This window comes from Dyadobacter sp. LHD-138 (genome assembly GCF_030929615.1).
GTDB lineage: Bacteria > Bacteroidota > Bacteroidia > Cytophagales > Spirosomataceae > Dyadobacter.
Map to the genome: position 1 here is coordinate 260,924 of NZ_JAVFVU010000003.1, position 24,367 is coordinate 285,290.

Consider the following 24,367-nt stretch of genomic DNA (forward strand, 5'->3'; position numbering starts at 1 on the left):
ACATGCTAACTTGAAATATTCTAATGAATTTCAAGTTAGCATCAAAACACCAGCGGTTGAAACGATCACTTTGATTCAACTAGCCTTTTCAGTTCGGCTTTTGCTTAAAATTCAAATGAAAAATAAATCCTAAACAACTTCAATAATTAAAGCACTCCATTTATTTTCCGGCGGTTCAGCTGATAATATCTCTTACCACTTTTCCGGCAACGTCTGTAAGCCGGAATCTTCTGCCCAAATGTTTAAAAATTAATTTCTCATGGTCCAGACCCAATTGGTTCAAAACTGTGGCATGAAAGTCATGAACGTGAACAGGATTCCTGATGATATTATATCCGAACTCATCGGTTTCTCCATAAACAATCCCTGGCTTGATACCGCCGCCAGCCATCCATATACTAAAACAACGCGGATGATGATCTCTTCCGTAATTATCTTTTGTGACTGGTCCCTGGCTAAAATTGGTACGGCCAAATTCACCACCCCAGATCACCAGCGTTTCATCCAGCAAACCTCTCTGTTTCAAATCTGTGACCAGTGCAGCGGAAGCTTGATCCACGTCTTTTGCCTGCCAGGAAATATCCCGCGGCAAGTCGGCATGCTGATCCCAGCCCTGATGATACAACTGTACAAAACGCACACCGTTCTCAGACAATTTTCGGGCAAGTAAACAATTAGCGGCAAAAGTACCGGGAACCATACATTCCGTACCATAGAGCTTGATGATATCATCTGGCTCTTCCGAAATATTCAGCGTTTCAGGAACGGCAGTCTGCATGCGGTAAGCCATTTCATACTGTCTGATTTTGCTGTTGATCTCAGGATCGCCGAGTTCTTCGTACGCCAGCTCGTTGAGTGTCGAAAGTTTATCAAGCATTTTACGACGGTCCGCTTTGTTCATTCCGTCAGGATCTTTGAGATACAAAACCGGATCCTCGCCTTTACTGAATTGAACACCCTGGTGAATGGAATCCAGAAAACCATTGGACCAGAGTTTTGAGTAAACCCCTTGCGCGTTGCCTCTCCCTCTGGAAATCAGCACGGTGAATGCAGGCAGATTTTTGTTTTCACTACCCAGGCCATAACTCAGCCACGCTCCCATACTCGGTCGGTTTCCTTGTTGCGACCCGGTTTGAAAAAAAGTGATCGCCGGATCATGATTGATCGCTTCCGTATGCATTGATCGGATGATGCAAAGATCATCCACAATTTTGGCCGTGTGCGGAAACAGGTCGCTTATCCAAGCACGCGATTCGCCATATTGTTGAAAATTGGTGAAGGACCCGACCAGCGGTAAATTGGCCTGCAGCGCAGTAAAACCAGTCAGACGCTGCCCGCCGCGAACGGAAGGCGGCAAATTCTGCCCTGCCATTTCTCGGAGTTTGGGTTTATAATCAAATGATTCGAGTTGCGAGGGTGCACCGTTTTGAAATAGATAAATAACCCTTTTTGCTTTCGGTGCAAAGCTGGGAATTCCAGGCGTAAAACCAGTTTCATCCGTCGTTCCCCCATCTTTGAAGAGATCCGGAATAAGCAACGAGCCCAAAGCCACACTTCCGATTCCCAGGCTTAGTTTCGACAAAAATCTTCTTCTGTTGAAGCTCAGATAATGTTCAAGTATCTCTTTTTCCATAACGCTCAGGATTTTGTAATGGCTTCTTCCAAATTATAAATCGTAGATACAACCCGCATCATTACCGCCAGCATTTTACGGTCCACTTTCGAGGATACAGGATATTCCCCCACCGAAAGCAGTCGGTTCGCATTTTGGCCGGTCATTGTTTTAAGTTCTTCCATATAATAAGTTGTAAGCACCGCAATCTCTTTGTCTGTCGGTTTGCGGCAAACGATCAGCCGAAAGGCTTTGATTAGTTTTTCCTTTGCCTCCGTTTTTTCATGTAAAAGTCTGTCACTTAATACTCTGGATGCCTCCAAAACAGTTGGATCGTTCAGCATCACAAGCGCTTGCAATGGTGTGTTGGTCTTTAACCGGTTTACTTCACAAAGATCACGGTTGCTTGCATCAAAAATACTCATCGAGGGCGGAGGCACCGTTCGTTTTACGAAAGTATACATTCCTCTGCGATAAAGACTTTGGCCGTGGTCCTGCTGGTAAACTGACAAAAGCCCATCGCCGCCAGCCGTTGCGCCTTCCCATAAGCCCTCGGGCTGGTATGGCTTTACGCTTGGACCGCCAATGGTTTTAATGAGTAGTCCACTGCTCGATAAGACCATATCTTTCACAAATTCGGCCTGGATGCGGTAACGCGGGGCCCGGGCCAAATAAATATTTTCAGGATCCGCATTCCGTTTTTCTTTGCTCACCACGACTGATTGCCGGTAAGTTGCCGATGTAACGATTTGTCTGACAAGTCGCTTTATGTCCCAACTGTGTTCCATAAAGTCAACTGAAAGCCAGTCCAGCAGTTCCGGATGTGTGGGAAGCTCGCCCTGCATGCCAAAATCCCCGGCCGTTTTTACAATGCCTCGACCAAAAAATTCCTGCCAGATCCTGTTCACAAAAACACGTGCGGTCAGCGGATTTTGTTTATCAAAAAGCCATTGCGCAAGACCAAGCCTATTTTTGGGAAATTTCGCGCTGAATGGTAAAATAGATTTCGGCGTTCCGGCCTGTACTTCGGCTCCATAGGAGTTGAAAATACCCCGTTGCAGAATATAAGTTTTCCTGACCGAATCAAGGTCACCCATCACCGAGACAATCAATCTACTGGTATCCTGCTTGTTAACAAAACTAAGAATGCTCTTCACATCTTCATTGCTGATTTCCATCATCGGTTTTTTGGCGTAAGCCTCAGGCTTGCCGACCGACGGATCAATGGCGGTATAAGTCGGTCGCATTTCATTCACATTATTGAAAAACGAAAACAACTGATAGTATTCCTTCTGCGAAAACGGATCGTATTTATGGTCATGGCAATGCGCACATTCCATCGTAACACCGAGCATGGCTTTGCCAAATGTATCGCTGCGGTCTGTTACGTAAGTGATGCGGTATTCTTCCTCATCGACGGCTCCTTCTTCGGTTATTTTGTGATTTCGGTTGAAGCCAGTCGCAAGCAGTTGTTCCTTGGTCGCATTCGGAATCAAATCGCCAGCGAGCTGCCAGGTGATAAAATCTTTGTAAGAGATATTTTTATTGAAAGCATTAATCACCCAATCGCGCCACGGCCACTGCGTGCGAAAGTTATCCATCTGATAACCATACGAATCAGAATAGCGGGCCACATCAAGCCATGGCAACGCCATCCGTTCACCATATTGGGGCATCTTCAGCAACCGATCCACTAATTTTTCATAAGCATCCGGACTTTTATCTGCCAGAAAAGAATCCATCATTTCCAAGGTTGGCGGCAGGCCAGTTAAATCAAGACTAACTCTCTTCAAAAGTCTTTCCTTGTCTGCCTCTACATTTGGCTTCAATCCGAGCTGCTCCTGTTTAGCCAGGATAAAATGATCGATTTCGTTTTTTGGCCATTCCTTTTCTTTCACGTCTGGCACGGTCTGCTTTTCCGGTGTGACAAAAGCCCAGTGTTTCTCGTATTTCGCACCTTGTTTTATCCATTTTTCAATCAAACTGATCTCCCGTTCCGTAAGACGCAAATTCGAGGATTTCGGTGGCATTATCTTGTTTGTATCCTGTGTAGCAATGCGGAGAAAAACTTCGGATAATTGTGGTTTTCCCGGGACAAGCGCATGCGCAGAAGGATGCTCGGCCAGCGCTTTGTAGGCATTTTCTGCAATGTCCAGCCGTAAACCAGCTTCCCTTTTATTAGCATCGGGACCATGACAGGTCATACATTTGTCCGAGAGGATTGGGCGGATGTCGAAATTGTAGCTGACTTTGTCCGGAATATGCCCTGTCGCAGAATCGCCGGAATTGCTTCCACAACCGAAAAACAAGGTCATACAAAGCAATATGGCAAGAAACCAAAAAACTTTGCTCAATATCAGCCCCATAGTATTTATCCTACAAACCCTTTCAGTATTAAAGTAAAGCATAATAACACATTTTTTTACTCGTCAAATGCGTGCAGATTTCCTGCACGCGCTGATTTCTCCTGTCTGAATATCAACTCAATAACCTGGATTCTGTTGAAGGTTACCGATGAGTATTTCACGGTTTGGGATCGGAAAATTCAATTTCTGTTCGCTTACCACATAGCTGGTGGCCGGGATATATGACTCACCAGCATGAGCCGATTTTATATATTCACCATTTTTCGTCATTACTTCAATCGCCTTTCCGGTCCTGACAAGATCAAGCCATCTCTTATTCTCAAATGCAAGTTCAACGCGTCGCTCATGCAAAATGATATCGCGCAAAGAAGCCTGATTGGAAGTCGTAGCTGCTGGTAAACCTGCTCTTGAACGAATTTGATTCAAATAAGGAAGGGCCTCCGAGGATTTATTCTGTTCATTCAACGCTTCGGCCATGGCAAGCAAAGCGTCTGCATAACGATAGATTGGAAAATTATCGTCCGTGTTTTGTTCCAATGCGTGCGGATGCAGATATTTTTTTATAAACGGATAAGCACGTTTTCCGGCAGGCACTTTATAGCCGATCGGGCTTTTTACCACCTCGATCACCATGTCACCAACAACGCCGGTTCCTTCTGCGACAGCGATGGAAGCTTCCAGACGCTTGTCGCCTGGTTCATAGGTTCCGATCATCTCGAACGTAGGTGTATTCCATCCTCCGCCTTGACGGTTCTGCGAAGTGATACCGGTAATGATCTTCACATCTGACGAAAGTGGCAGAAAAGGGTAAAGAAAATCACTGTTCTGGCCCTGGTTCCCTTGCTGATATTGTATTTCAAAAATCGATTCAGCGCTGTTTTTATTTCCCAAAGCAAAAACAGAAGCATAATCCGGCAGTAAAGCATAACCCATCTGTAGGACACTTTTGAGCTCCGTTTCTGCACCGGCAAAATTCTTTTGAGTTAAATAAACATCAGCCAGCAGCATCCTGGCCGCCCCTTGCGTCGCTCTTCCGGTTTGTGGAAAAGTGGGCGCAGGCAACTTGCTGATCGCATCTTTCAGGTCATCAACGATTACCTTGTAAACCTCATCGACAGAAGAACGTTGTACATAAGCGTCAGCAGAACCCTGAACGGCTTTCAGATACAAGGGCACACCGCCAAAATATCTGACCAGATCAAAGTAAAAAAGCGCACGTAAAAACTTCGCCTGCCCCGTTAACCTGTTGGCCGCCTGCTGGCTCAAACCTGCCGGAACCACGTAATCCAGGATGTTGTTTGCCCGCGCAATGCCCACGTAAGCGCTGTTATATTTGTCTGCAACGAGGCCGCTTACACTGCGGTCGATGAAAAAATCAGCATCCTCCCGTTCAATATACTGACCGCCACGGTTTGTGTTATTGAATTCCAAATGGGTGTTATCCGAACGCATCTCACCCATTGTCCATGAGGCTATTGAGCCTTTTGCCGCCCGAACAGCCGCATATGCACCCACCAGCGCCTGATCGAACTGAGCTTCGGTTTCGTAAAAATTACCTGATGTGACCGAACTTTCAGGTACGCGGTTCAAGAATTCATCCGAACAGGACCCAAGAAAAAATGCGGTAAAGGCGAGAATGTATATTGTCTTTTGCATCATGTCAGATTTTTGAGATTAAAAATTGAAATTAAGACCCAGCGCCACCGTCCTTGGAATCGGATAAGGACTCACGTCGACACCTTCTTTCAACCCACTCAAACCATTCAGACTTGCTTCAGGATTGGCTCCCTTGTATTTCGTTAAAATAAAGGCCTGTTGCATGCTTATGAAAACGCGCGCTTTCGCAACGCTCCTGATTTTGGGCAGTGTGTAACCTAGCGTGACGTTTTTCAGCGTCACGTAAGAGGCGTCCAGCACCAGCCGATCCTGATTGCTTCGCGGAAATGAGGTAGTACCTGACAAGGAACGGCCGACAATTCCGGCGCCCGGGTTTTCAGGTGAACGCCACCGGTCTTTCATGTACTTTTCGACATTGAAAATACCTTCCAGTGTTTCAGACCATTCTGCAAGCGAGTAGTACATTTTGTTGCCATAGGCGCCAGAGAAAACGAGGTTCAGATCAAAATTTTTATAAGTCAGGCTGTTGTTGATCCCAAACAAAAATTTGGGACTTGGGTTTCCGATGTATGTTCTATCCAGCGTATTGATGACGCCGTCACCATTCAGATCCTTCATACGCATTGTCCCAACCTGGGAAGTACTGTGTTTGGGCTGTGAATCAAATTCGGACTGATTTCTATAAATGCCATCAAAAACATAACCAAAAAACTGACCCATGGGATGTCCAACTTCCGTTTTCCAGATATCCGATGAATATTCACCGATACCACCGATCGGCGTGTTATTGGTGCCTAGCTTCATCACTTTGTTTCTGTTGACTGACACATTAAAGTCGGTGCTCCATTTCAGGTCGCCCACGAAATTCTTGGTTGTAGCGCCGAATTCATATCCCCAGAAATGGAATTCTCCGATGTTGTCCTGTATGTTGGAAAAACCGGCTCCATTTGGAATATCAACCTGATAAAGCATGTTTTTAGTACTCTTGTTATAATAATCGAGCGTTAGTGAGATGCGATCGTTAAACAACCCGATATCCAGGCCGACATCCATACCACGGGTCGTTTCCCAGGTTAGTTTTGTGTTGCCGATCGAGGAAGGACTGCGCCCCTGTACCAGCCCACCACCCAAAACATAGTTTGTCGAAGCGATGTTTCCGAACTGGCTGTAATTTCCGATGTTGAAGTTACCGGCGTCACCAAATTCCGTCCTCAGTTTCAGGTAACTCAGCTTTTGCCAGCGTTGTGCGAACGCCTCGTCAGAGATGATCCAGCCGGCGGAAATGGATGGAAAAGTACCCCACCGGTTGTCAGACCCAAAACGTGAGGAACCGTCGCGACGAATGGAAGCGGCCAATAAATATTTGCCCTTGAAATTATAGTTTAATCTACTGTACATGGAAAGCAACGACCATTCTGTCGAGTTATTACTTCCACTTTTAAGCGCCGCTGCATCGATCCAGCTTACGGCGTCATCGGGAAAACTCGTTCCGGTCAGTGCATTATACTCCTGCCTGAACAACTGGGCAGAATAACCGAGAAGCACTTCTACGAAATGATCCCGGGCAATCGTTTTGTTGTAATTCAGCGTATTTTCCGTCAGCCAGGATGTGTATTGGGTCGTGGCATAGGCACCTGTGGCCAGTTTGGGTGCATTGGCGAAGATCGTCCCCACCGTTGAAGGACTGAAAATCCGCTGTTTTTTATTTTCCAGATCGATGGAAACAGAACTTTTAAACCGGAAGTCAGTTAAAAAGTCCGCCTGTACGTAAGCACTGCTCAAGAGCCTGGTGGAGCTTGTCCGGTTTGTAGCTTCTTCCAAGGATCGCTTCCAGTTTGGAAATGTAAATAAACCGGGACCGGTAAAACTCACTTTCCTTGTGCCATCCGGATTGGTGTCATCAGGAGAAAAGATCGGCGGTGTAATGATGGCAGAGTAAATCAGACTGTAAAATCCGTCGCCCGTGGGATTATCCAGCGCCTGAGAAGTCGGATTATTGCCTGTCTGATATGTTGGCGCAATATTCACTCCGACTTTCAAGGCTTTGTTAATTTTGTATTCATTATTTGATCGTAAAGAAAAACGCTGAAAATCCGAATTGATGATCGAGCCTTTTTCTTTATAATAGCCAAGCGTGGTCGCCGTGCTGAAATTATCCTTATTGGAAAGCAGGGAAAGATTGTAACTATTCTGGCCCGCAGGACGTAAAAGCTCCTCATACCAATCTGTACTTTTACCCGTATACGCATCAGGATTTTGATAGAGTTCAGGAATGTTGCCTGTGTAACCTTCGTATTTGATCTTGTCTTCAAAAATCGATTTTCTATCCTGTAAAAACTCCTTTGCGTTCATCAGCTTTGCACGACCTCTTTGCGGCACTTTGGCCACGCCATAAGTTGCACTGAACTGTATTGAAGTTTTGCCTGGTTTGGCCTGTTTTGTTGTGATCAAAACTACGCCGTTGGCCGCCCGCGAGCCGTACAAAGCCGCAGCGGAAGCACCTTTCAGGATTGAAAAACTTTCAATTTCATTCGGATTGATGTTGTTAATACCACCAACAATTGGGAAACCGTCGACAACATAAAGCGGGTTATTACCCGCATTGATAGACGCCGCACCACGGATCCGGATCGAAATACCGCCGCCCGGTACGCCTGTCGACTGATTGATCTGAACACCGGCAACCCTGCCCTGTAATTTTTGAGCGAACTGCCCGACAGGCTGATCTTCAAGCTGCGCGGCCTGAATGGTTGCGATCGAGCCCGTTACTTCCCGTTGCTTTTGCGTTCCGTAACCGACTACAATAATTTCTTCCAGGGCTTTGTCCTCCGGCACAAGTGAGGCAGAGATTTCACTTCGCACGCCGACAACAATTTCTTTACTTTTATAGCCTACAAAACTGAAAATCAACGCGGCATTGTCATCAGGTACTTCAATTGCGTATTTGCCTTCTGCATCGGTCGTGCTTCCTTTTTGTGTTCCTTTCAAAATAACATTAACACCGGGCAGCGCGACACCTTTTTCGTCCGTAATCTTTCCGGTCATTATTTTTTCTACAAAAACTACCTCGTTGTTTTCGGTTAAACCCACATCTTTCTTATTCAGTTTTCCAGTGATCAGCTCCGTTGATAACACCACCTTGCTCCCAACAAGCTCGTACTTAACTTTCAACGGAGTAAGAAGCTGGTTTAGGACTTGTGAAAGTGTCGTATTGTTCTCGTGAATTGAAACACGCTGAGTCGAACCGATCACCTGCGAACTGTATATAAATCGCACTTCTGTGGCCTTCTCGATATCTTCAAACACCTTTTTTATCTGTTTGTTTTGGGCGTCAAGCGTCAGCCGCCTGTCCAGATACTGCTGTGCATTGGAGTTATGCGCGTAAGATACGCCCATCATCATCACCATGGCCAACCCTTGCGTCAAAGAGAATTTCATCAGTTTAATTCCGAATTGTCGGATAGCATATTTTTTCATAGTTTTGTTAAAGGTTTCAGGTTCTCTTACGGGACTTTTTTCACTGAATTGATACTTTGGCGAGCGGAGATTCAGTGTTTTAACCTTTCGGCAATGGCTGGCCATTGCCGATTTTTTTGCTTTCAGGTCATAAGATTAAGGGTTAGGAATTAGAGATTTTTGTCTAAGAATTTCAATCACACCCACTACCAGAAATGGCGATCTGGCCGTCGACGATCTCATAACTTGCCGATACTGTTTTGCAAAGCAGATCGAGCTTTTCGTAAAGCGTTTCGTTGGCGAGTGTTGCCGTAATATGGCATTTTTCAAAGTTTTGTTCATCAAACTGTATCGGAATCCCATAGCCTTTTTCCAGCTCTTTAAAAATCACAGGCAAAGGAACTTCATCATAGAAGTAGTTGACAACCTTATTTTCCTTCGCTATCACGATCGGATTGGATACCAGTGTTTTGGAAAGTTGTCGAACTCCTTTTTCAAATATTGCCGCCTGGTTTACCGTCAGTATTAGGCCATTCAATTCTCTGCTATTGACGGTTCCTGAGGGTTTTTCGGAGTATACTGATACTTTTCCTGATAAAACCTGAACACTGATCTTTTTGTCTTTTTCAAAGGCACGGACCACAAACCTTGTACCCAGCACCTTGGTAACCATTTCACCGGCATACACCATAAAAGGCTGAGAAGTATGGGTGACGGAAAAATTGGCCTCTCCGGTCAGGTAGACCTTTCGCGAATTCCCGGTAAACTGCGAAGGATACCGGAGTCTGCTATTGGGACTCAAAATAACAACCGAATGATCACTCAAAATCAACCGTAAAGGGTTGTCGGAATCGTTTGTCGTTTCCGCCATCTGGTTGATTACCAGCGCAGATAAAAGTGGAGATTTATCTGCGTAAAAAAAGTACGCTCCCAGGAAAATTCCTAAAATCAGCAACGCCGCGATGCCCGAAAATTTCAGCCATACAGGCCATATTTTCAAAATTTTGTCCCCCGGATAAGATCGTGATGAAAATCCATTAATCTTTCCAGCAGCTCTTAGAAATTTGTCAACTTCTTCTTCAATTTCGGCCTCAATAATGTGCTCGTCGTCAACATTTGTGACCAGGATGATCTGTTGGGCATTTTTTAACATCTCCTTCTTGTCAGGATGCGTCTCCATAAAGGCCTTCCAGAATTCTTCGCTATCGCCCCTCCCCTGGACCCAGTTCCTGAAATCTTCGTCACCGACGAAGTCCTCCATTGTATAAGCGGTATAATTTTTCATGGCCATCTGATGTTTCTTTTCATTAAGGTGTTACATTTAGAAAATCCATATAGCAGTGAAAAGCGTCAAAACAGGCCAGTGCTTTCTCAAATTATTAAGCGATTTTTGAAACAGGTTATATGCCGATTGCCTGCCCAAATTCATGACATCTGCGATCTCTTCAAAGCTGAGATTCTGGTGAAAACGAAGATAAATAAGTTCTTTCTGCCGCTTTGGCAAATGATTCATCGCAGCTTCAAGCTTCCTTATCTGATAAATCTCATGCTCTTCTTCGATCATCCGCATGTCTGCCGAAAACTCCACAGAAAACGAATAATCCTCCTGGATGCTGGATTGCAGCATCACGTGCTTGTTGGTGAGATCGCGCAGCATGTGGCTTTTCAAAACCATCAGCAAATATGCCCGTACATTTTCGACAGCCGGAATGGACTCATGCAGCCTCCACAAGTTTAGAAACACCTCCTGGATACAATCTTTTACCAGTTCCCGTTCGTTATGAAGTCGCATGCCCCAGTGAAAAAGATCCGGATAATAACCCTGCATAAGTTTACCGAGCGACTGGATATTGCCGCGCTGATATTCTTCCCAAAGTTGCTTTCCTTCAATTACGGTAAGACGTTTCCTCATAATGGGCTCTTTATTTAAAGAGTGCTCTTCAGGCAAAACCTAACCCATTGTTTGGTGATTTATTTATAAAAAATAATAAAATAATTAAATATAAACCTGTTTACTAAATTTTATTAGTATGAATTGCTTGTAAAAAAAGAGGGCGTCCCTCACCCATTGAGGCATACTTGGAGAATTCAAGCGCCTTGTCCATCCAATTTCCTGGCAGGTTTGTTAGTCCCAACCAGGGAGGACAGCAAATCAATCATTTGTCTTCAATTAAAATGTCCGATTTTGTGATCTTTATTCACTTTTTAACTGGTCACAGGCACCGAAATATCCCCTTTGGGCAAACAATGAATTTTTATTTATTAATTTAGCAACAGACAGATGACGATGAAGCCCCATCGCCAAACTGTCGTCATTGGTCGCAATGAATAGCGCTGGCAAAAACCTTAAACAGACGACAGAAATATGAGGCACTTCATCTTTCTTATTTTTTTCATATCGGTTAACACCTTTGCGCAATCAGTAGACATTATGCTGATAGGCGTTTCCCATAACTATAGTAAGTACCCTAAACAGGATTTTTCCGGCATTTATAATAAGATCAAAAAATTCGAACCTGATGCTTTTTTTGGCGAGTTCCTCAGTAAGGAAGATGAGCGGCTTGTGATGGATTATTGGTGTAAGCAGGACAATATCAAACGGCTAAACATACTGACCAACAATCGAAGTATAGCAATAGCATCGCTATCTAAAACCATTGACAGTTTAAAAAAAATATCCTTATCAAAACCGGAAGACTATCAGGTAAAAACTGATTTAGCCCATGCTTATTATCTTGATCAGGATGTCGCAAATGGCCACTATCAATTCTGGCAAGTTTTCAATAAACTTCAGAAAAGACCCGATGCTGAACTGGAAAACTACGTCAATAAATTACTTAGTCCTCAATTGGATACAACAGGGCGAAGCATGAGAAGATTGAAAACTTCCGAATATGCACTGATAGCATTTCCAATGATGCAGGAAATGGGAATCCAGGAATTGCTGCCTATGGATTGCCAGGATTATGATTTGAATTGGGGAGCATCCTGGGCAGCATTCGATTCAAAATTCAATTTGGTAAAAAAAGATACCACTACGTCCTTTACGAAAGAACTGAAATCAAATTTGGCTACTATCAATAATGGTTTTGAAAAATATCAAAGTATCGAAAAATCTTCAAAAACCATAACCGAATGGTTAAACACGGACGAGGCATCTGCCATTTCTGCCACAGGAGATTTTTATTTGCCAGAGATGTATGAGATGAAGAACTTTCCAAAAGAAGAAATGCTTTCAAAAATACATTGGTGGATCATGAGGAATAAGGGAATGTGTGACAATGTTGTCAATAGAGCGAGAGTAGCAGAAGCGAAAAAAGTGGTCGTTATTGTCGGGGCCAATCATAAACAATACATGCAAGATATTTTCAAAACTATGCCCAATGTAAGGGTAAGAAATATCAGTGAATTTAAATAACTTGAACCCGGTTTAAGCAGACCTATTTAGAACAGATGGCCTAAATTCATAGCCCAACAATACTCTGCCGCGCGCATTCTACTAATATTACAACCTTCGATTTTTCCAGCATTTCCTGCTGCATTTGCACTAAATGTATGGTTGTATCCATCCGACGAACCCATGTTGGAGAATTCGGAGCCACTGCGAAAATTAAAAACAGGCCGTTTCGGCTGGATATTTGTCAGTAAAAATCCCTGCGTACACTTTTCTTCCAGACGGATAAAAGTGTACGCAGGGCAAAGCAAAATGTCCGGTAAAGAAGCTTAATGTAGAAAATCCTAGTCTTTCAGAACTTGTAAATAGTCCTGATATGCGCCCTCGATGTCGGCTTTTGCACCTTTTGGTTTACAATAGATCAAAACGCCATAACCAAGCTCAAATTTCTCGCCTTTTTTTACAGCAATGGAGCTTTTCTCGCCCTGTTTCATGGCCTCCCTGCCGAAAGCATTGGCCACCATCAAACCATAATCACGCGTATGAAACCAGCTCGGACGGAAATTTCCCGGATCCGGCATAATGGTCACGCCCACCGTTTTATCATCAACAATGCCGCTGTAATCCACCCATTTGGAAGCTTTCCCCCAAGTTCCCTCGCCTTCTTTCAAGCCTTCTGCATTGGTCAAATGCCCTTTTCCGTATTGCACGGTAAACTTCGTATTGACGCGCACACCAAGCCCCATTTCTTCCTGATCCCCAAAGGCCAGATCTGTTGACTCAGACGAAAAATTGCTGTTGGTCAGCAACAATGTGCCCGAAGGCCTGATCAAAATGGTATATTTCACCAGCTCGGCTAAAACCCTGTCTTTCCCATCCGCACTCATATAGTAATTTCTAACGGTAAATGAACCGGATCCCGCGCCACCTTTGGGCTGTTCAACAAACATTTCGTGCTCCACTTTTGATTTTAGGCGCCAATAATCGTTGCCGTTAATGTCGCCAAAACTGAGCCATATTCCAGGGTGAAATGTGGCGTGATCTTTCGGATCACCTTCCTGGGGCGGATAATTACGGGTAACCTGAACGCCACAAGAGGATTTCACATGCGCAAAATACGGGCGGCTGATCTTGGGATCTTCGTATACATAGCTGGCAAAAGGCTTCCCGCCGATTGTGATCGTCAATTCCCCAGGTTTTTGCTGAAAAGCAACCACTGGCTGGCTGGAAGTTTTCTTTGCTTTTTGTGCTATGGCTTTGTCATGAACAAGCAACGTTGTACAAATCATTACACACAATATGCTTGTAAACTGTTTTAAAAAAGCGGTTAAGGTTGGATTTTCATTCATCATTCAAAAGGTTTAAATTTAGTTATAGCAAAAGTTTGGTTTAACCTTTCCAGGGAAGTTCGTAGCCTTTTCTATATTCACGGCCCAACAATGCATTGGCCTTGGCGTCGAATCCCGGTGATTTTATTGTAACTTTTAAAGGGTCATATTCCAGTGACGAAGCCCCGATGCGCGTCGCAATGTTGGCCAAAAGTGCCATGTTAGTCGCAATAGCACCCTTTTCTATCGGAGAATGTAGTTTTGAAGGATTATTTTCCCTCACCGCAGTCAGGAAATTAGGCATGATTGGCTCTACAACATCCGGCGACTCGATTTTGATCTGCTCTTTCCCTTTTGTCACCACTACACCTGCACGACCAAACTCCATTTTACCATCCGTGCCATAAGCCACGTTGCCATTGTCGTGGCCTTCGAGATTATAAGGTGTCCAAAGGCGCATCTCCCAGATAATCTGCGTGTCATCGTATTCGAAAATCGTGGTTTGCGTGTCAGGCGTCTGGTGGTCGTCATCGTAAAAATACTGGCCTCCGGAGGACACGACCCGTTTGGGATAGCGGTCTCCCAAAGCCCACACAGCCACGTCGATCTGGTGAACTCCGTCATTAGCGGCGTCGCCATTGCCATATTCCCAAAACCATCTCCAGTTGTAATGCCAGCGGTTTTTGGTAAATGACACTTTCGGGGCCGCTCCGAGCCAAAGATCATAATTCACTCCTTCCGGAACCGGCTCAGCCTGCGCCCGCCCGATCGCCTCACGATACTGATGGTCAATGGCCTTGATCGTGTGTACTTTACCAATAATGCCGTTTTGAAGCTGCTTCATACCTTCCATATGCGCACCATTACTCCGGCGTTGGGTACCGTGCTGAACGCATTTATTGAAATGTTTTGAAGCTTTAACCAGCAAATTGGTCTCCTTAATGTTATGACTGCAGGGTTTTTCAACATAGACATGCTTTCCGGCCATCAATGCCCATAATGCAATCGGGGTGTGCCAGTGGTCCGGTGAAGCAATCGACACAGAATCAATAGATTTGTCTTTTAGTAGTTCCCTAAAATCGCCATATTTCCTGATCTTATCCGCATTAGGCAAATCTTTTACCGCTTTTCCAAGTTGCTGAGGATCCACATCGCAAAGCGCCACGAGGTCGCAGCCTTTGGTGTTGGCAAAAGTTTTGACATGGTTTCGGCCCATGCTGCCCGTTCCGATGACCGCATGCCTGATCTGGTCACTTGGTGGTGTTTGCGACCATGCACTCTTCGCTATATACGGCGCTGCGATCACGCCGATTCCCGCTGATTTGATAAAATTGCGCCGGGTTAACTCCCGGAGCGTTGTCTTGTCTGCATTGTTTTTCATTTTATCGGATTTAGCACGTATTAATACTAGATATTCATTTCATCTGATGGTCCGTCGGATAGTCCCAAATTGACTCTGCCCAGACATAACTCCCCGGTTTCAAAGTCAGAAAAATGCCTTTCTGCTCCTCGATCCGCACTCTGATCAATCCCGGACCAAATTCGTGGGTTGGATAAAAACGCGTGTAATTCAACCTTTGAATGATCGAGAAAGACGTTGAACCACCTTCAATGATCAATTCTTCGACTTTTGCCGGGCTCATCACATTTTCAACCACTTCCGCAATGGACTCCCTGATCCTGGCCGGAAGACCTAAAACATCATGGCAATCCAGATGGTTTGTCGCTATAATTACTTTGTTTTTCCTTTCCAGGCTATCAATAATTTCTGCTGTCCATCCGGCAATGAGCTTTTGCCCTGCTCGATTGAACAAAATAATTTTTCTGACATGTAAAGAACCTCCTGTCCTGCTTCCTTAGAGGCCTTCACCAGCGATCTGCTGTTCACGAACGCGCTCCCGCACACATACAAGATTTTTCCTCCCAAATGCACCTGGTTAAAGTTCTCTTTCCCGAATCTTTCCCGCAACTCCTCATTCCTGGAAATGACTGATGGTGATCGGAGCCTCCGTTGAAAAAGTACATTTTATACCAATCGATATCATCACCCAGGAAAACCAGGCATTTTATCAAAATTAATATGCTGTCTTTTTAGACCCATTTGATGTAAATCAGAAGATCAATTTGCAGTGATCATATCAAAAACAGGTCGGTTTACTCGATTTATATATAACAATTAAAAATTGGTTATTCTGACAAATTGAGTTAAAATAAAACTTCGAAATCACTGCTTCACAAAATAAAATGCAAATTTTTTTCCATAAATCGATGATATATGCATAATAATTGTAATTTTACGGGTACGTACCCGAAGCTCATTTGATCTTAACTATTCCTAACCTCTTTTCCTTTCATTTTGAATGAATAACCTTAGCAGAAGAAAATTTATAGGTTCAGCCGTGGCCAGCGGTGCAGCTTTGAGTTTGATGGACATACTCCCGTCTCATGCAGGCAAAGCCGATGGTAAAAGAATTGGAATCATTGGCCTGGACACTTCCCACAGTATCGCATTCACCAAGGTTTTGAATGCCGCAGAACCTAATCCCGCCTATGACGGCTATCGGGTCGTAGCAGCCTACCCTTATGGCAGCAAAGACATTGAGACCAGCGTTAAGCGGATTCCGGATTACATCGACCAGGTAAAAAAACTGGGTGTCGAAATAGCGGGCTCCATTAAGGAACTGCTTACAAAAGTAGATGTGATCATGCTGGAAACCAATGATGGCCGCCTTCACCTGGAACAGGCAACGGAAGTGCTTAAGTCAGGAAAAAAAATGTTTATTGATAAGCCCGTTTCGGCTTCCTTATCCGACGCAATTGCTATTTACGATCTGGCGAAAAAATATAACACACCGATTTTTTCCGCTTCTTCCCTGCGTTACATCAAAGGCATTGAAGCAATAGATAAAGGAAAGGTTGTTGGGGCCGATACATTTAGCCCTGCCGCACTGGAAAAAACGCATCCGGATTTATTCTGGTACGGGATTCATGGCGTAGAAACGCTTTACACCGTGATGGGTATGGGATGTAAAACCGTGACCCGCATCAACACGCCTGATACCGATATCGTTGTCGGCATTTGGGCAGATGGACGCACGGGCACTTTCCGTGGAACACGAACCGGAAAACATGACTACGGTGGAACCGTTTTCACACAAAACGGCAACAAAACACTCGGGCCTTATGGTGGGTATGAGCCCCTTTTGGCGGATATTATTAAATACTTCCAAACCGGACAAGTTCCTGTAACACCTGAGGAGACAATCGAAATATTCACATTTATGGAAGCTGCCGACGAAAGTAAACGCCAGGGCGGAAAGCAGATTACACTGGAAAGTGTGCTATCGAAAGTCAAAAATAAATGAAATTATATTCTGTATTAACGCATTTAAACATACGATTTAAGTGATATTATTTTGTTTATGCCTTACGGGTACGTACCCGTAAGGCATAAACAACTAGCAACTGTTTTACAAATCTGTTCATTCACATTTTACAGAATTTACGGGTGCGTAACCGAAGATCAAATCGGAGAAAACTATATTCCTAATAATAACTCTAAAACCCCATATCTATGAATTTCAAATACCTTTATCTCAGGTTGGTAACCCTACTGGCCTTCACTTTCTATTTGACCGGCACTACGGTGTCAGTTGCTCAGGACAGCAGGGAAATCAAGGTCACCGTTCTCGACAGTGCTTCCCGAACCTCTTTACCCGGTGTTAATATTTCGGTAAAAGGCACCACGCGTGGAGGCGCAACTGATGTTGATGGCAAATTCAGTATCAATGCTTCCAGCAATGAAACATTGGTCCTGTCTTTCATAGGCTATGAAAAACAGGAAATTTCTGTTGGTACAAAGTCCCAGATCAACGTATTGCTACATCCAAGTATGACCGTCCTGGATGAGCTCGTCGTTATTGGTTACGGTACTCAGAAAAGAAGTGAGCTTACGGGTGCTGTCACTTCCATTAAAGCTGATGACATACAAAAGGTAGCGTCCAATAGCTTTACCAGTGCTTTACAGGGAAAAATCCCAGGTGTTTTTATCAACCAGACAAGCGGTGCGCCAGGTGGCGCTTCTTCTGTCCGAATCAGGGGTGTGGGTACAACGGGAGGCAACCAACCGCTTTACGTTGTTGACGGATTTCCTCTGGGTGGTGGAGGAATGGATATCTCAGGAAGTTCAGACCGCATCGACGGCATGTCAATCATCAATCCCAATGACATTGAATCAATCGAGGTACTAAAAGATGCCGCAGCTGCTTCTATTTATGGAGCGCGTGCTGCTAACGGTGTAATCCTGATTACAACCAAACGTGGAAAAGACGGTACGACAAGGGTTAATCTGGACGCCTACACAGGAATACAGCAGTTATGGAGAAAACCAGAATTCCTGAATGCTACGGAATTTACTACGCTCGCCAACGAATTATATACCAATTCTGGTATGACACCAAATCCCGAATGGGCCAATCCTGCTTCCTTTGGAAAAGGAACGAACTGGATCAATCAGGTATTCGGCAATGCGCCTGTTCAGAACTACGATTTGAGGATTTCAGGCGGAAGCAAAAAAATGACCGGTGCACTATCCCTGGGTTATCGCGATCAGCAGGGAACACTGATTGAAACCTGGTACAAACGCTTTACAGGGCGTATCACCAGTGATCTAAAGGTAAGCGATAAACTACGTTTTGGAAGCTCACTTGCGTTCGCACTATCAAGAGCCAAGGGGCAGCAAAATCAGGAAATGCGCATCGGTATTTTCAATCTCGCCCAGCAGTTTTATCCTACACTTGGGCCGGATGATGTTGTTAACGGCTCTTCTGCTTATTACACGACACAGGGGGATAACCCCTTACTACGTGCAAAATCGATTGACAATCAGTTGAAAAATATGCGTGTATTCGGAAATATTTTTGGTGAACTTGAAATCATTCGGGGTTTGAAATGGAAAACCAATGTAGGTATCGATACCGATAACAACCGCAATTCCACCTGGGAACCTAAGGCAGAAAGAGGACACTACAGAAACCTGCAGGCGACCTTGGGAGAAACCTACTCTCAGGGACTGAATTGGCTTGTTGAAAACACTTTGGCTTATTCCACTACTTTCGGAGGGCACAGCTTATCTGCCGTTGTAGGGCAAACCGCACAAAAAAATAAAAACAACTGGATTGGCGTTACCGCCAGAGACTTCCAGAATGAACAACTTCACGTTGTTAACGGAAGCAAGGATACCGAGCGCAGAGCCTCCGGTACAGGATCACAGTATACTCTAGCTTCGTATCTGGCAAGGGTAAATTACGCTTTTAAAGACCGATACATGCTTTCTGCCAGCATCAGACGTGACGGTTCCTCCAACTTTGGACCAAGTCATAAATGGGGAAATTTCCCTTCCGTGTCTGCCGGCTGGAACATTGCACAGGAAACATTTATGAAAAATGTTACACCTGTTAATTCGCTAAAACTTCGTGCAAGCTGGGGGCAACTTGGAAACGATGCAATCGGTTCTTTTGGATACCTGAGTAGCATTCGGCTTGGAACGGTAAACGACAACTACGTTCTGGGGCCCAATCAGGCACTTGAAATCGGAGCTTCCATGTCTCGCCCGGGCAACCCCAATCTGAAATGGGAAACCAGCGAACAAACCAACTTCGGTATTGATGCCAGCTTGTTGAATAACCGTTTGTACCTAACTGCGGATTATTACATCAAAACAACAAAGGACATGCTGGTAAGCTTGCCCGTATCATTTGAAGCTGGTTTTCAGGCAGCCCCTTCTGTAAATGGTGGCAAGGTAAGAAACAGCGGTATAGAATTACTTTTGGGTTATCGCGGAGAGATCGGCGCATTTACGTATGATGTAAGCGGAAACGCAGCAACACTCCGGAACGAAGTATTGAGCCTTGGTGTAGGGCAACCAATTAACGGGCCTACACTGGGTTTTACAAGTATCAGTCCTTCCTATACCGAAGTGGGGCAGTCGATCGGATATTTCCGCGGCTACATCGTCGATGGTATCTATCAAGAAAATTCAGAAGTAAACAAGACTTTACAGCCTAACGCAGTAGCAGGAGATTTCAGATATCGTGATGTAAATGGTGATAACCGGCTTACCGATGCTGACCGGGTAAAACTGGGAAGTCCTTGGCCAACCATGACTTATGGAATGAATCTGGATCTTGGTTATAAAGGGTTCGATCTGAATGTCATGTTGCAGGGTGTTGCAGGAAATCAGATCTTCCACTCGAATAAATTTGCCACTACGCCGCTCAAATATTTTGGAGGTTCAGGAGTTGTCAATGGTTCAAAGGACGTTTTGAACAGATGGACACCAGGTAGCGGACGCAACGAAATCCCGCGCCTTGCCTATGTGGATGCGAACGGTAACTATGCCAACAGTTCCTCATTCTATGTTGAAGACGGTGACTATATGCGTATCCGTAACATTACACTGGGATACAGAATACCTCAGACGCTTATCACTAAAACACGTATGTTCCAAAGTGCACGCTTTTATGTGAGCGCTCAAAACCTGTTCACCTTTACAAAATACTCAGGTTTCGATCCGGAGGTCGGCAGCACCAATCCATTGCAGTCCGGTGTCGACAATGGCGTTTATCCTCAGCCAAGGACATTTATGGCAGGTATTAATTTTGGTTTTTAAATCACCTTTCATTCGTATATCAAGATGAAAAAATACATAAAACATATCGGCATATTCGTTGCCTCACTGGCAATGGTCTCCTGCGGCGACAGTTTCCTGACTCTGAAACCTCAGGATATACTCACTGATGCTAATTTCTTTGTAACAGAATCCGATGCCCAGGCATCACTAACAGGCATATACGCTATTTTACAGCGTGAGGAAACTTTCAGCAACGTGCGCGATGCGGCTGATATTGAGTGGGCTATGGCAGGAGATATGTATGAAATGGACGGGAGTGCAAACCGTATTGAACTGCACTCCCTGAGTCTTCCCGCCAACAACACCATCTTAAGGGATGTCTATCAGGGTGCATATCAGGGAATCGGACGGGCCAATACGGTGATTGGCAGAGTTTCCAAGATGGAAAAAATCGGTGCGACTGCAAAAGCCAGTATTATTGCACAAGCCAAATTTCTGAGAAGTTTATTTTATTTCCGTCTGGTAAATTATTGGGGCGGCGTCCCGTTGATTACTGAAGAACTGAATGCCTCCTCCAATCTGGAAATTTCACGGGCTCCCGCGTCTGAGGTTTGGGCGCTCATCGAAGCCGATATGAAAGAAGCGGCTGCAGTTTTACCGGCAACATGGACAGGTGCAAATATCGGACGTGTTACAAAAACAGCGGCATTGGGTTATCTGGTGAAAGCGGCATTATGGCAGGCAAAATATACTGATGCAGTAAAATACAGTGAAGAAATTATTGCTGCAAACGTACACGATCTTTTGCCAAAATTCCGGGACGTTTTCAGGGAAACAAACGAGAATAACAAAGAGATCCTGTTCTCCACCCAATTCCGGACATCTGTTGATGCAGAAGGCAACAACCTTGTAAAAAGGACTGCACCTCGGGGGGCTCCGTCTGTTTATACCGGAAGTGCTGCGTGGAGTAATTTCGTTCCCCAAAAACACTGGGTTGATTCTTTTGAAAAAGACGCCGCTGGGAAAATTAAGGACAGCCGTTATTGGGATGTCATTATCGGTCCGGGAGAAGCACACCAGGATATTAAAGCATTTGTAATGCCGGCGAGTGTACCTGCGGGTTGGTCCAAAACAGGTTTTATCGTAACCAAATACTGGGAAGCACCGGCGCTTACCAATGCGGGTGTGAACACGCCCGTGCTTCGGTTTGCAGAAGTACTTTTAAACTATGCCGAGGCGCTTAACGAAACCGGCAAACCAGAAGAAGCCATGAAACAGGTCAACAGAATCAGAACCCGGGCAGGCCTAACTCCCAAACCATCAGGCCTGGCAAAAGATGCAGTGCTGGATGCTATTTTTTATGAGAGACGTATGGAATTTATCTGGGAACCGGCAGGCTCATTTTCGGATCTGAACCGCCGCGGACGATTTATTTCCTTTGTAAAAGAAAACCGTCCGAATGCTGCTACGCTTGAAATCGATAAAAAACCCTGGCTTGCAACAGTCCCTATTTTGTTCCCGATACCACGCGAAGCCTGGGACAAGAATAAGGCGCTGGTTCAAAACCCGCACTATACCTTTTAATTATTATCAATTGATCGAAGGATTTGCTAAACCCTTATCATGATTAAATTAAACCATTTTTTATTGCTTCCGCTGACGCTATGCTGCCTTGCTGCATCTGCACAATCCGGCATGGAACGGCGAAAGCAATATCTGGATGAAATTTTAAAAATTAACCAGTCAAAAGACCACCGTCATCCGATTAGCCGCCGGGTGACGGTATTGGACAGTACCTGGATGGAATGGCAGCAGCGAACCGGAGAACTTCCTCCGGATTTTGATCAGATGCCATCCATCCCCTTTTTGCCTGAACCGCTGATCATGCAAAAAAAAGGAAAATCATATCCGGTTAAAACACAAGCGGAATGGAATAGTCGGCGGGAATATATCAAAGAACAATTTCAGCACTGGGTCTCGGGAACCGTGCCTCCTGCCCCAAAAGATTTCAAAGTAAAAATCCTCTCTGATAAAGTTGAGGACGGGACTAAAATCCAGCGCATAGCATTGTCATTTGGCCCGGGTTATCAGGCAAAAATGACTTTTGAATTGCTGATTCCCGAGGGAAGCGGGCCATTTCCCGTTTACATGACGCCATGGACGCACCGCAACTGGGCGCAACTCGCACTTCGCCGCGGTTACATTGCCTGCGTGTATGCCGGTGCCGATTCAAAAGATGATACCCAGGCCTATCAGGCAATTTATCCTGAATATGATTTTACAGCGCTGATGCGCCGCGCATGGGGAGCTTCGCGGGTAATTGATTATCTGGTCACGAGAAAAGAGGTTAATACAAAGCAAATTGCTATTTCCGGTCATTCCCGTAATGGCAAACAGGCGCTATGGGCGGGTGCTTTCGATGATCGTATTTCAGCCGTTGTTTCAAGTAGCTGCGGCACGGGGGGGATCACCCCCTGGCGGATGAGCGATCCGCAGTATGTAAATCAGACGCTGGATGACATAACCTCCAACGCTGCACACTGGTTTCATCCCCGGCTCCGCTTTTTCTTTGGGCGGGAAGACAAATTGCCCGTCGATCAAAATCTGCTTATCTCACTTGTTGCTCCGAGAAATATACTCTTTCAATATTCTACCGTTGAACAGCAGCTTAATCCCTGGGCCAGCGAACAATCGTATCACTCGGCAAAAAAGGTATTCTCATTTTTAGGAGTACCGGATAACATTGCGCTGGCACCACGGATGGGCGAACACGCCGTTGCTGCACGGGATGTACAAAAGTGTATCGATTTTCTGGACATTCGTTTCGGCCTCAAAAATCTGAACTGGCAAACCACGCTGTATTTTGATTACAATTTTGACAAATGGGCATCAGATCATCAATCGGAAAAAGCCAGCGCTGCGGACAGAAAACCGGTGTTTCTTCAGTCAGACCAAACAAAGGAACAATGGCAGGGACAAAAAAAAGAGATCCTGCAAAATGTAAACTGGCTTTTGGGAAAACAACCTTCAGGAGCAAAGCCGGATACCGTAGCTGTTACGGACCCTTCCCGGGTAGACTGGATAGATAAAATTACCGGACGCCCCGTTGTCAAAGGAGCAAAAGCTGAACATATTGGGCCATACACTGCCATTGGTGATCACTTGGGCGCGACCATTTATTACCCGGTTGATGCTTCCGGCAAAAAAAGGACACAAGCCAACGGAAAGATACCTGTCATCATATATCTTCATGAGTATGCGTACGCACATGGTTTCGCACACGGATACAGCGCAGAAAGACAGGGTAATGCACGGCTTTTTCAGTCGCTGACTGACCAGGGTTTCGCTGTTTTGGCCTTCGATCTGTTTGGATTCGGAACACGTCTGGAAGAAGCGCAATCCTTTTATGACTGCTTTCCCGATTGGTCTAAAATGGGTAAAATGGTAGGTGATACAAAAGCTTGTATCGATGCGCTTCAAACTTTTGAGGATATCGATTCCTCTAAAATATTTCTATTAGGAAATACCCTTGGAGGTCAGGTTGCACTTTTTACCGCCACCACCGATACACGCGTGGCAGGTGTAGCCACCGTTGCTGCCTTTTCGCCTTTACGTTCTGCTGACAGTACAGTCGAAAGCATCCGCACCTTATCCCATTGGCATGGCCTCATCCCCAGGCTGGGATGGTATGCTGACAAGCCAGAGAAAACCCCTGTCGACTATCCTGAAATGATCTCCTGCATCGCACCCAGACCCGTATTAATCATTGCGCCCGAACTGGATCGATACAGCAATGCCGAAGCAATAAAAAAAGGACTTTCTGACGCAGGTAAGATTTACCGGTTGCATGGAGAATCAAATAATTTACAGGCTTATTATCCAAAAGAAATTAACCGGATTACCGAACCTATGTACGCCCGGATATCCGGTTTCTTTTCCAGTATTTTAACAAAAACAAAATAG

General features: G+C 45.0%; 14 protein-coding genes. 5 read left to right on the forward strand and 9 right to left on the reverse strand.

All coding sequences use genetic code 11. From position 1 onward, the window contains the following. Positions 1-175: 175 nt before the first annotated feature. The 6 genes from RB622_RS02525 to RB622_RS02550 form a co-directional block, all read right to left on the reverse strand. Entirely contained in the window at positions 176-1,633 is a 1,458-nt protein-coding gene (locus RB622_RS02525; protein ID WP_308044922.1) for a DUF1501 domain-containing protein, read from the reverse strand. Positions 1,634-1,638: 5 nt separating this feature from the next. Then, positions 1,639-3,927, reverse strand: coding sequence for a PSD1 and planctomycete cytochrome C domain-containing protein (locus RB622_RS02530; RefSeq protein ID WP_308044923.1), 2,289 nt, complete (start codon positions 3,925-3,927; stop codon positions 1,639-1,641). 168 nt (positions 3,928-4,095) lie between these two features. Beyond that, on the reverse strand, positions 4,096-5,637 hold the full coding sequence (locus tag RB622_RS02535) for a RagB/SusD family nutrient uptake outer membrane protein (RefSeq protein ID WP_308044924.1): 1,542 nt from the start codon (positions 5,635-5,637) through the stop codon (positions 4,096-4,098). Between the two features lie 15 nt (positions 5,638-5,652). Next, a complete protein-coding gene (locus tag RB622_RS02540; RefSeq protein ID WP_308044925.1) occupies positions 5,653-9,072 on the reverse strand; it encodes a TonB-dependent receptor in 3,420 nt (1,139 codons plus the stop codon). A 172-nt stretch (positions 9,073-9,244) separates the two neighbouring features. Next, positions 9,245-10,336, reverse strand: coding sequence for a FecR family protein (locus RB622_RS02545; protein WP_308044926.1), 1,092 nt, complete (start codon positions 10,334-10,336; stop codon positions 9,245-9,247). Between the two features lie 36 nt (positions 10,337-10,372). Continuing rightward, positions 10,373-10,963 (reverse strand): sigma-70 family RNA polymerase sigma factor, encoded by a 591-nt coding sequence (locus RB622_RS02550; protein ID WP_308044927.1) that lies wholly within the window; start codon positions 10,961-10,963, stop codon positions 10,373-10,375. A gap of 453 nt (positions 10,964-11,416) precedes the next feature. Between RB622_RS02550 and RB622_RS02555 the strand changes: the two genes are divergently transcribed. Beyond that, on the forward strand, positions 11,417-12,469 hold the full coding sequence (locus RB622_RS02555; protein WP_308044928.1) for a DUF5694 domain-containing protein: 1,053 nt from the start codon (positions 11,417-11,419) through the stop codon (positions 12,467-12,469). Positions 12,470-12,789: 320 nt separating this feature from the next. Here the strand turns inward: RB622_RS02555 and RB622_RS02560 are convergent, their stop codons facing one another. Genes RB622_RS02560 through RB622_RS02570 form a run of 3 tightly spaced genes read right to left on the reverse strand, consistent with a single transcriptional unit; the run spans position 12,790 to position 15,593 of the window. Continuing rightward, complete coding sequence (locus tag RB622_RS02560; RefSeq protein WP_308044929.1) at positions 12,790-13,797, reverse strand: DUF6807 family protein; 1,008 nt, start codon at positions 13,795-13,797, stop codon at positions 12,790-12,792. Positions 13,798-13,834: 37 nt separating this feature from the next. Further along, positions 13,835-15,154 carry a Gfo/Idh/MocA family oxidoreductase gene (locus RB622_RS02565; RefSeq protein ID WP_308044930.1) on the reverse strand — a complete coding sequence of 440 codons (1,320 nt, stop codon included), beginning with the start codon at positions 15,152-15,154 and terminating at the stop codon, positions 13,835-13,837. A 34-nt stretch (positions 15,155-15,188) separates the two neighbouring features. Beyond that, positions 15,189-15,593 (reverse strand): nucleotide-binding domain containing protein, encoded by a 405-nt coding sequence (locus tag RB622_RS02570; RefSeq protein ID WP_308044982.1) that lies wholly within the window; start codon positions 15,591-15,593, stop codon positions 15,189-15,191. Between the two features lie 540 nt (positions 15,594-16,133). Here RB622_RS02570 and RB622_RS02575 point away from each other — a divergent pair. The 4 genes from RB622_RS02575 to RB622_RS02590 all read left to right on the forward strand — a co-directional run bounded on the left by RB622_RS02575 (position 16,134) and on the right by RB622_RS02590 (position 24,367). Further along, positions 16,134-17,138, forward strand: a complete 1,005-nt coding sequence (locus RB622_RS02575; protein ID WP_308044931.1) for a Gfo/Idh/MocA family oxidoreductase — start codon at positions 16,134-16,136, stop codon at positions 17,136-17,138. Between the two features lie 209 nt (positions 17,139-17,347). Further along, positions 17,348-20,443 (forward strand): TonB-dependent receptor, encoded by a 3,096-nt coding sequence (locus tag RB622_RS02580; RefSeq protein ID WP_308044932.1) that lies wholly within the window; start codon positions 17,348-17,350, stop codon positions 20,441-20,443. 24 nt (positions 20,444-20,467) lie between these two features. Continuing rightward, complete coding sequence (locus RB622_RS02585) at positions 20,468-21,988, forward strand: RagB/SusD family nutrient uptake outer membrane protein (RefSeq protein WP_308044933.1); 1,521 nt, start codon at positions 20,468-20,470, stop codon at positions 21,986-21,988. Positions 21,989-22,027: 39 nt separating this feature from the next. Further along, positions 22,028-24,367 (forward strand): alpha/beta fold hydrolase, encoded by a 2,340-nt coding sequence (locus RB622_RS02590; protein ID WP_308044934.1) that lies wholly within the window; start codon positions 22,028-22,030, stop codon positions 24,365-24,367.

Bases quoted from the DNA above. Each gene is read 5' to 3' on its own strand.
- RB622_RS02525 (WP_308044922.1), bottom strand. From the start codon at position 1,633: ATGGAAAAAGAGATACTTGAACATTATCTGAGCTTCAACAGAAGAAGA.
- RB622_RS02530 (WP_308044923.1), bottom strand. From the start codon at position 3,927: ATGACCTTGTTTTTCGGTTGTGGAAGCAATTCCGGCGATTCTGCGACA.
- RB622_RS02535 (WP_308044924.1), bottom strand. From the start codon at position 5,637: ATGATGCAAAAGACAATATACATTCTCGCCTTTACCGCATTTTTTCTT.
- RB622_RS02540 (WP_308044925.1), bottom strand. From the start codon at position 9,072: ATGAAAAAATATGCTATCCGACAATTCGGAATTAAACTGATGAAATTC.
- RB622_RS02545 (WP_308044926.1), bottom strand. From the start codon at position 10,336: ATGAAAAATTATACCGCTTATACAATGGAGGACTTCGTCGGTGACGAA.
- RB622_RS02550 (WP_308044927.1), bottom strand. From the start codon at position 10,963: ATGAGGAAACGTCTTACCGTAATTGAAGGAAAGCAACTTTGGGAAGAA.
- RB622_RS02555 (WP_308044928.1), top strand. From the start codon at position 11,417: ATGAGGCACTTCATCTTTCTTATTTTTTTCATATCGGTTAACACCTTT.
- RB622_RS02560 (WP_308044929.1), bottom strand. From the start codon at position 13,797: ATGATGAATGAAAATCCAACCTTAACCGCTTTTTTAAAACAGTTTACA.
- RB622_RS02565 (WP_308044930.1), bottom strand. From the start codon at position 15,154: ATGAAAAACAATGCAGACAAGACAACGCTCCGGGAGTTAACCCGGCGC.
- RB622_RS02575 (WP_308044931.1), top strand. From the start codon at position 16,134: ATGAATAACCTTAGCAGAAGAAAATTTATAGGTTCAGCCGTGGCCAGC.
- RB622_RS02580 (WP_308044932.1), top strand. From the start codon at position 17,348: ATGAATTTCAAATACCTTTATCTCAGGTTGGTAACCCTACTGGCCTTC.
- RB622_RS02585 (WP_308044933.1), top strand. From the start codon at position 20,468: ATGAAAAAATACATAAAACATATCGGCATATTCGTTGCCTCACTGGCA.
- RB622_RS02590 (WP_308044934.1), top strand. From the start codon at position 22,028: ATGATTAAATTAAACCATTTTTTATTGCTTCCGCTGACGCTATGCTGC.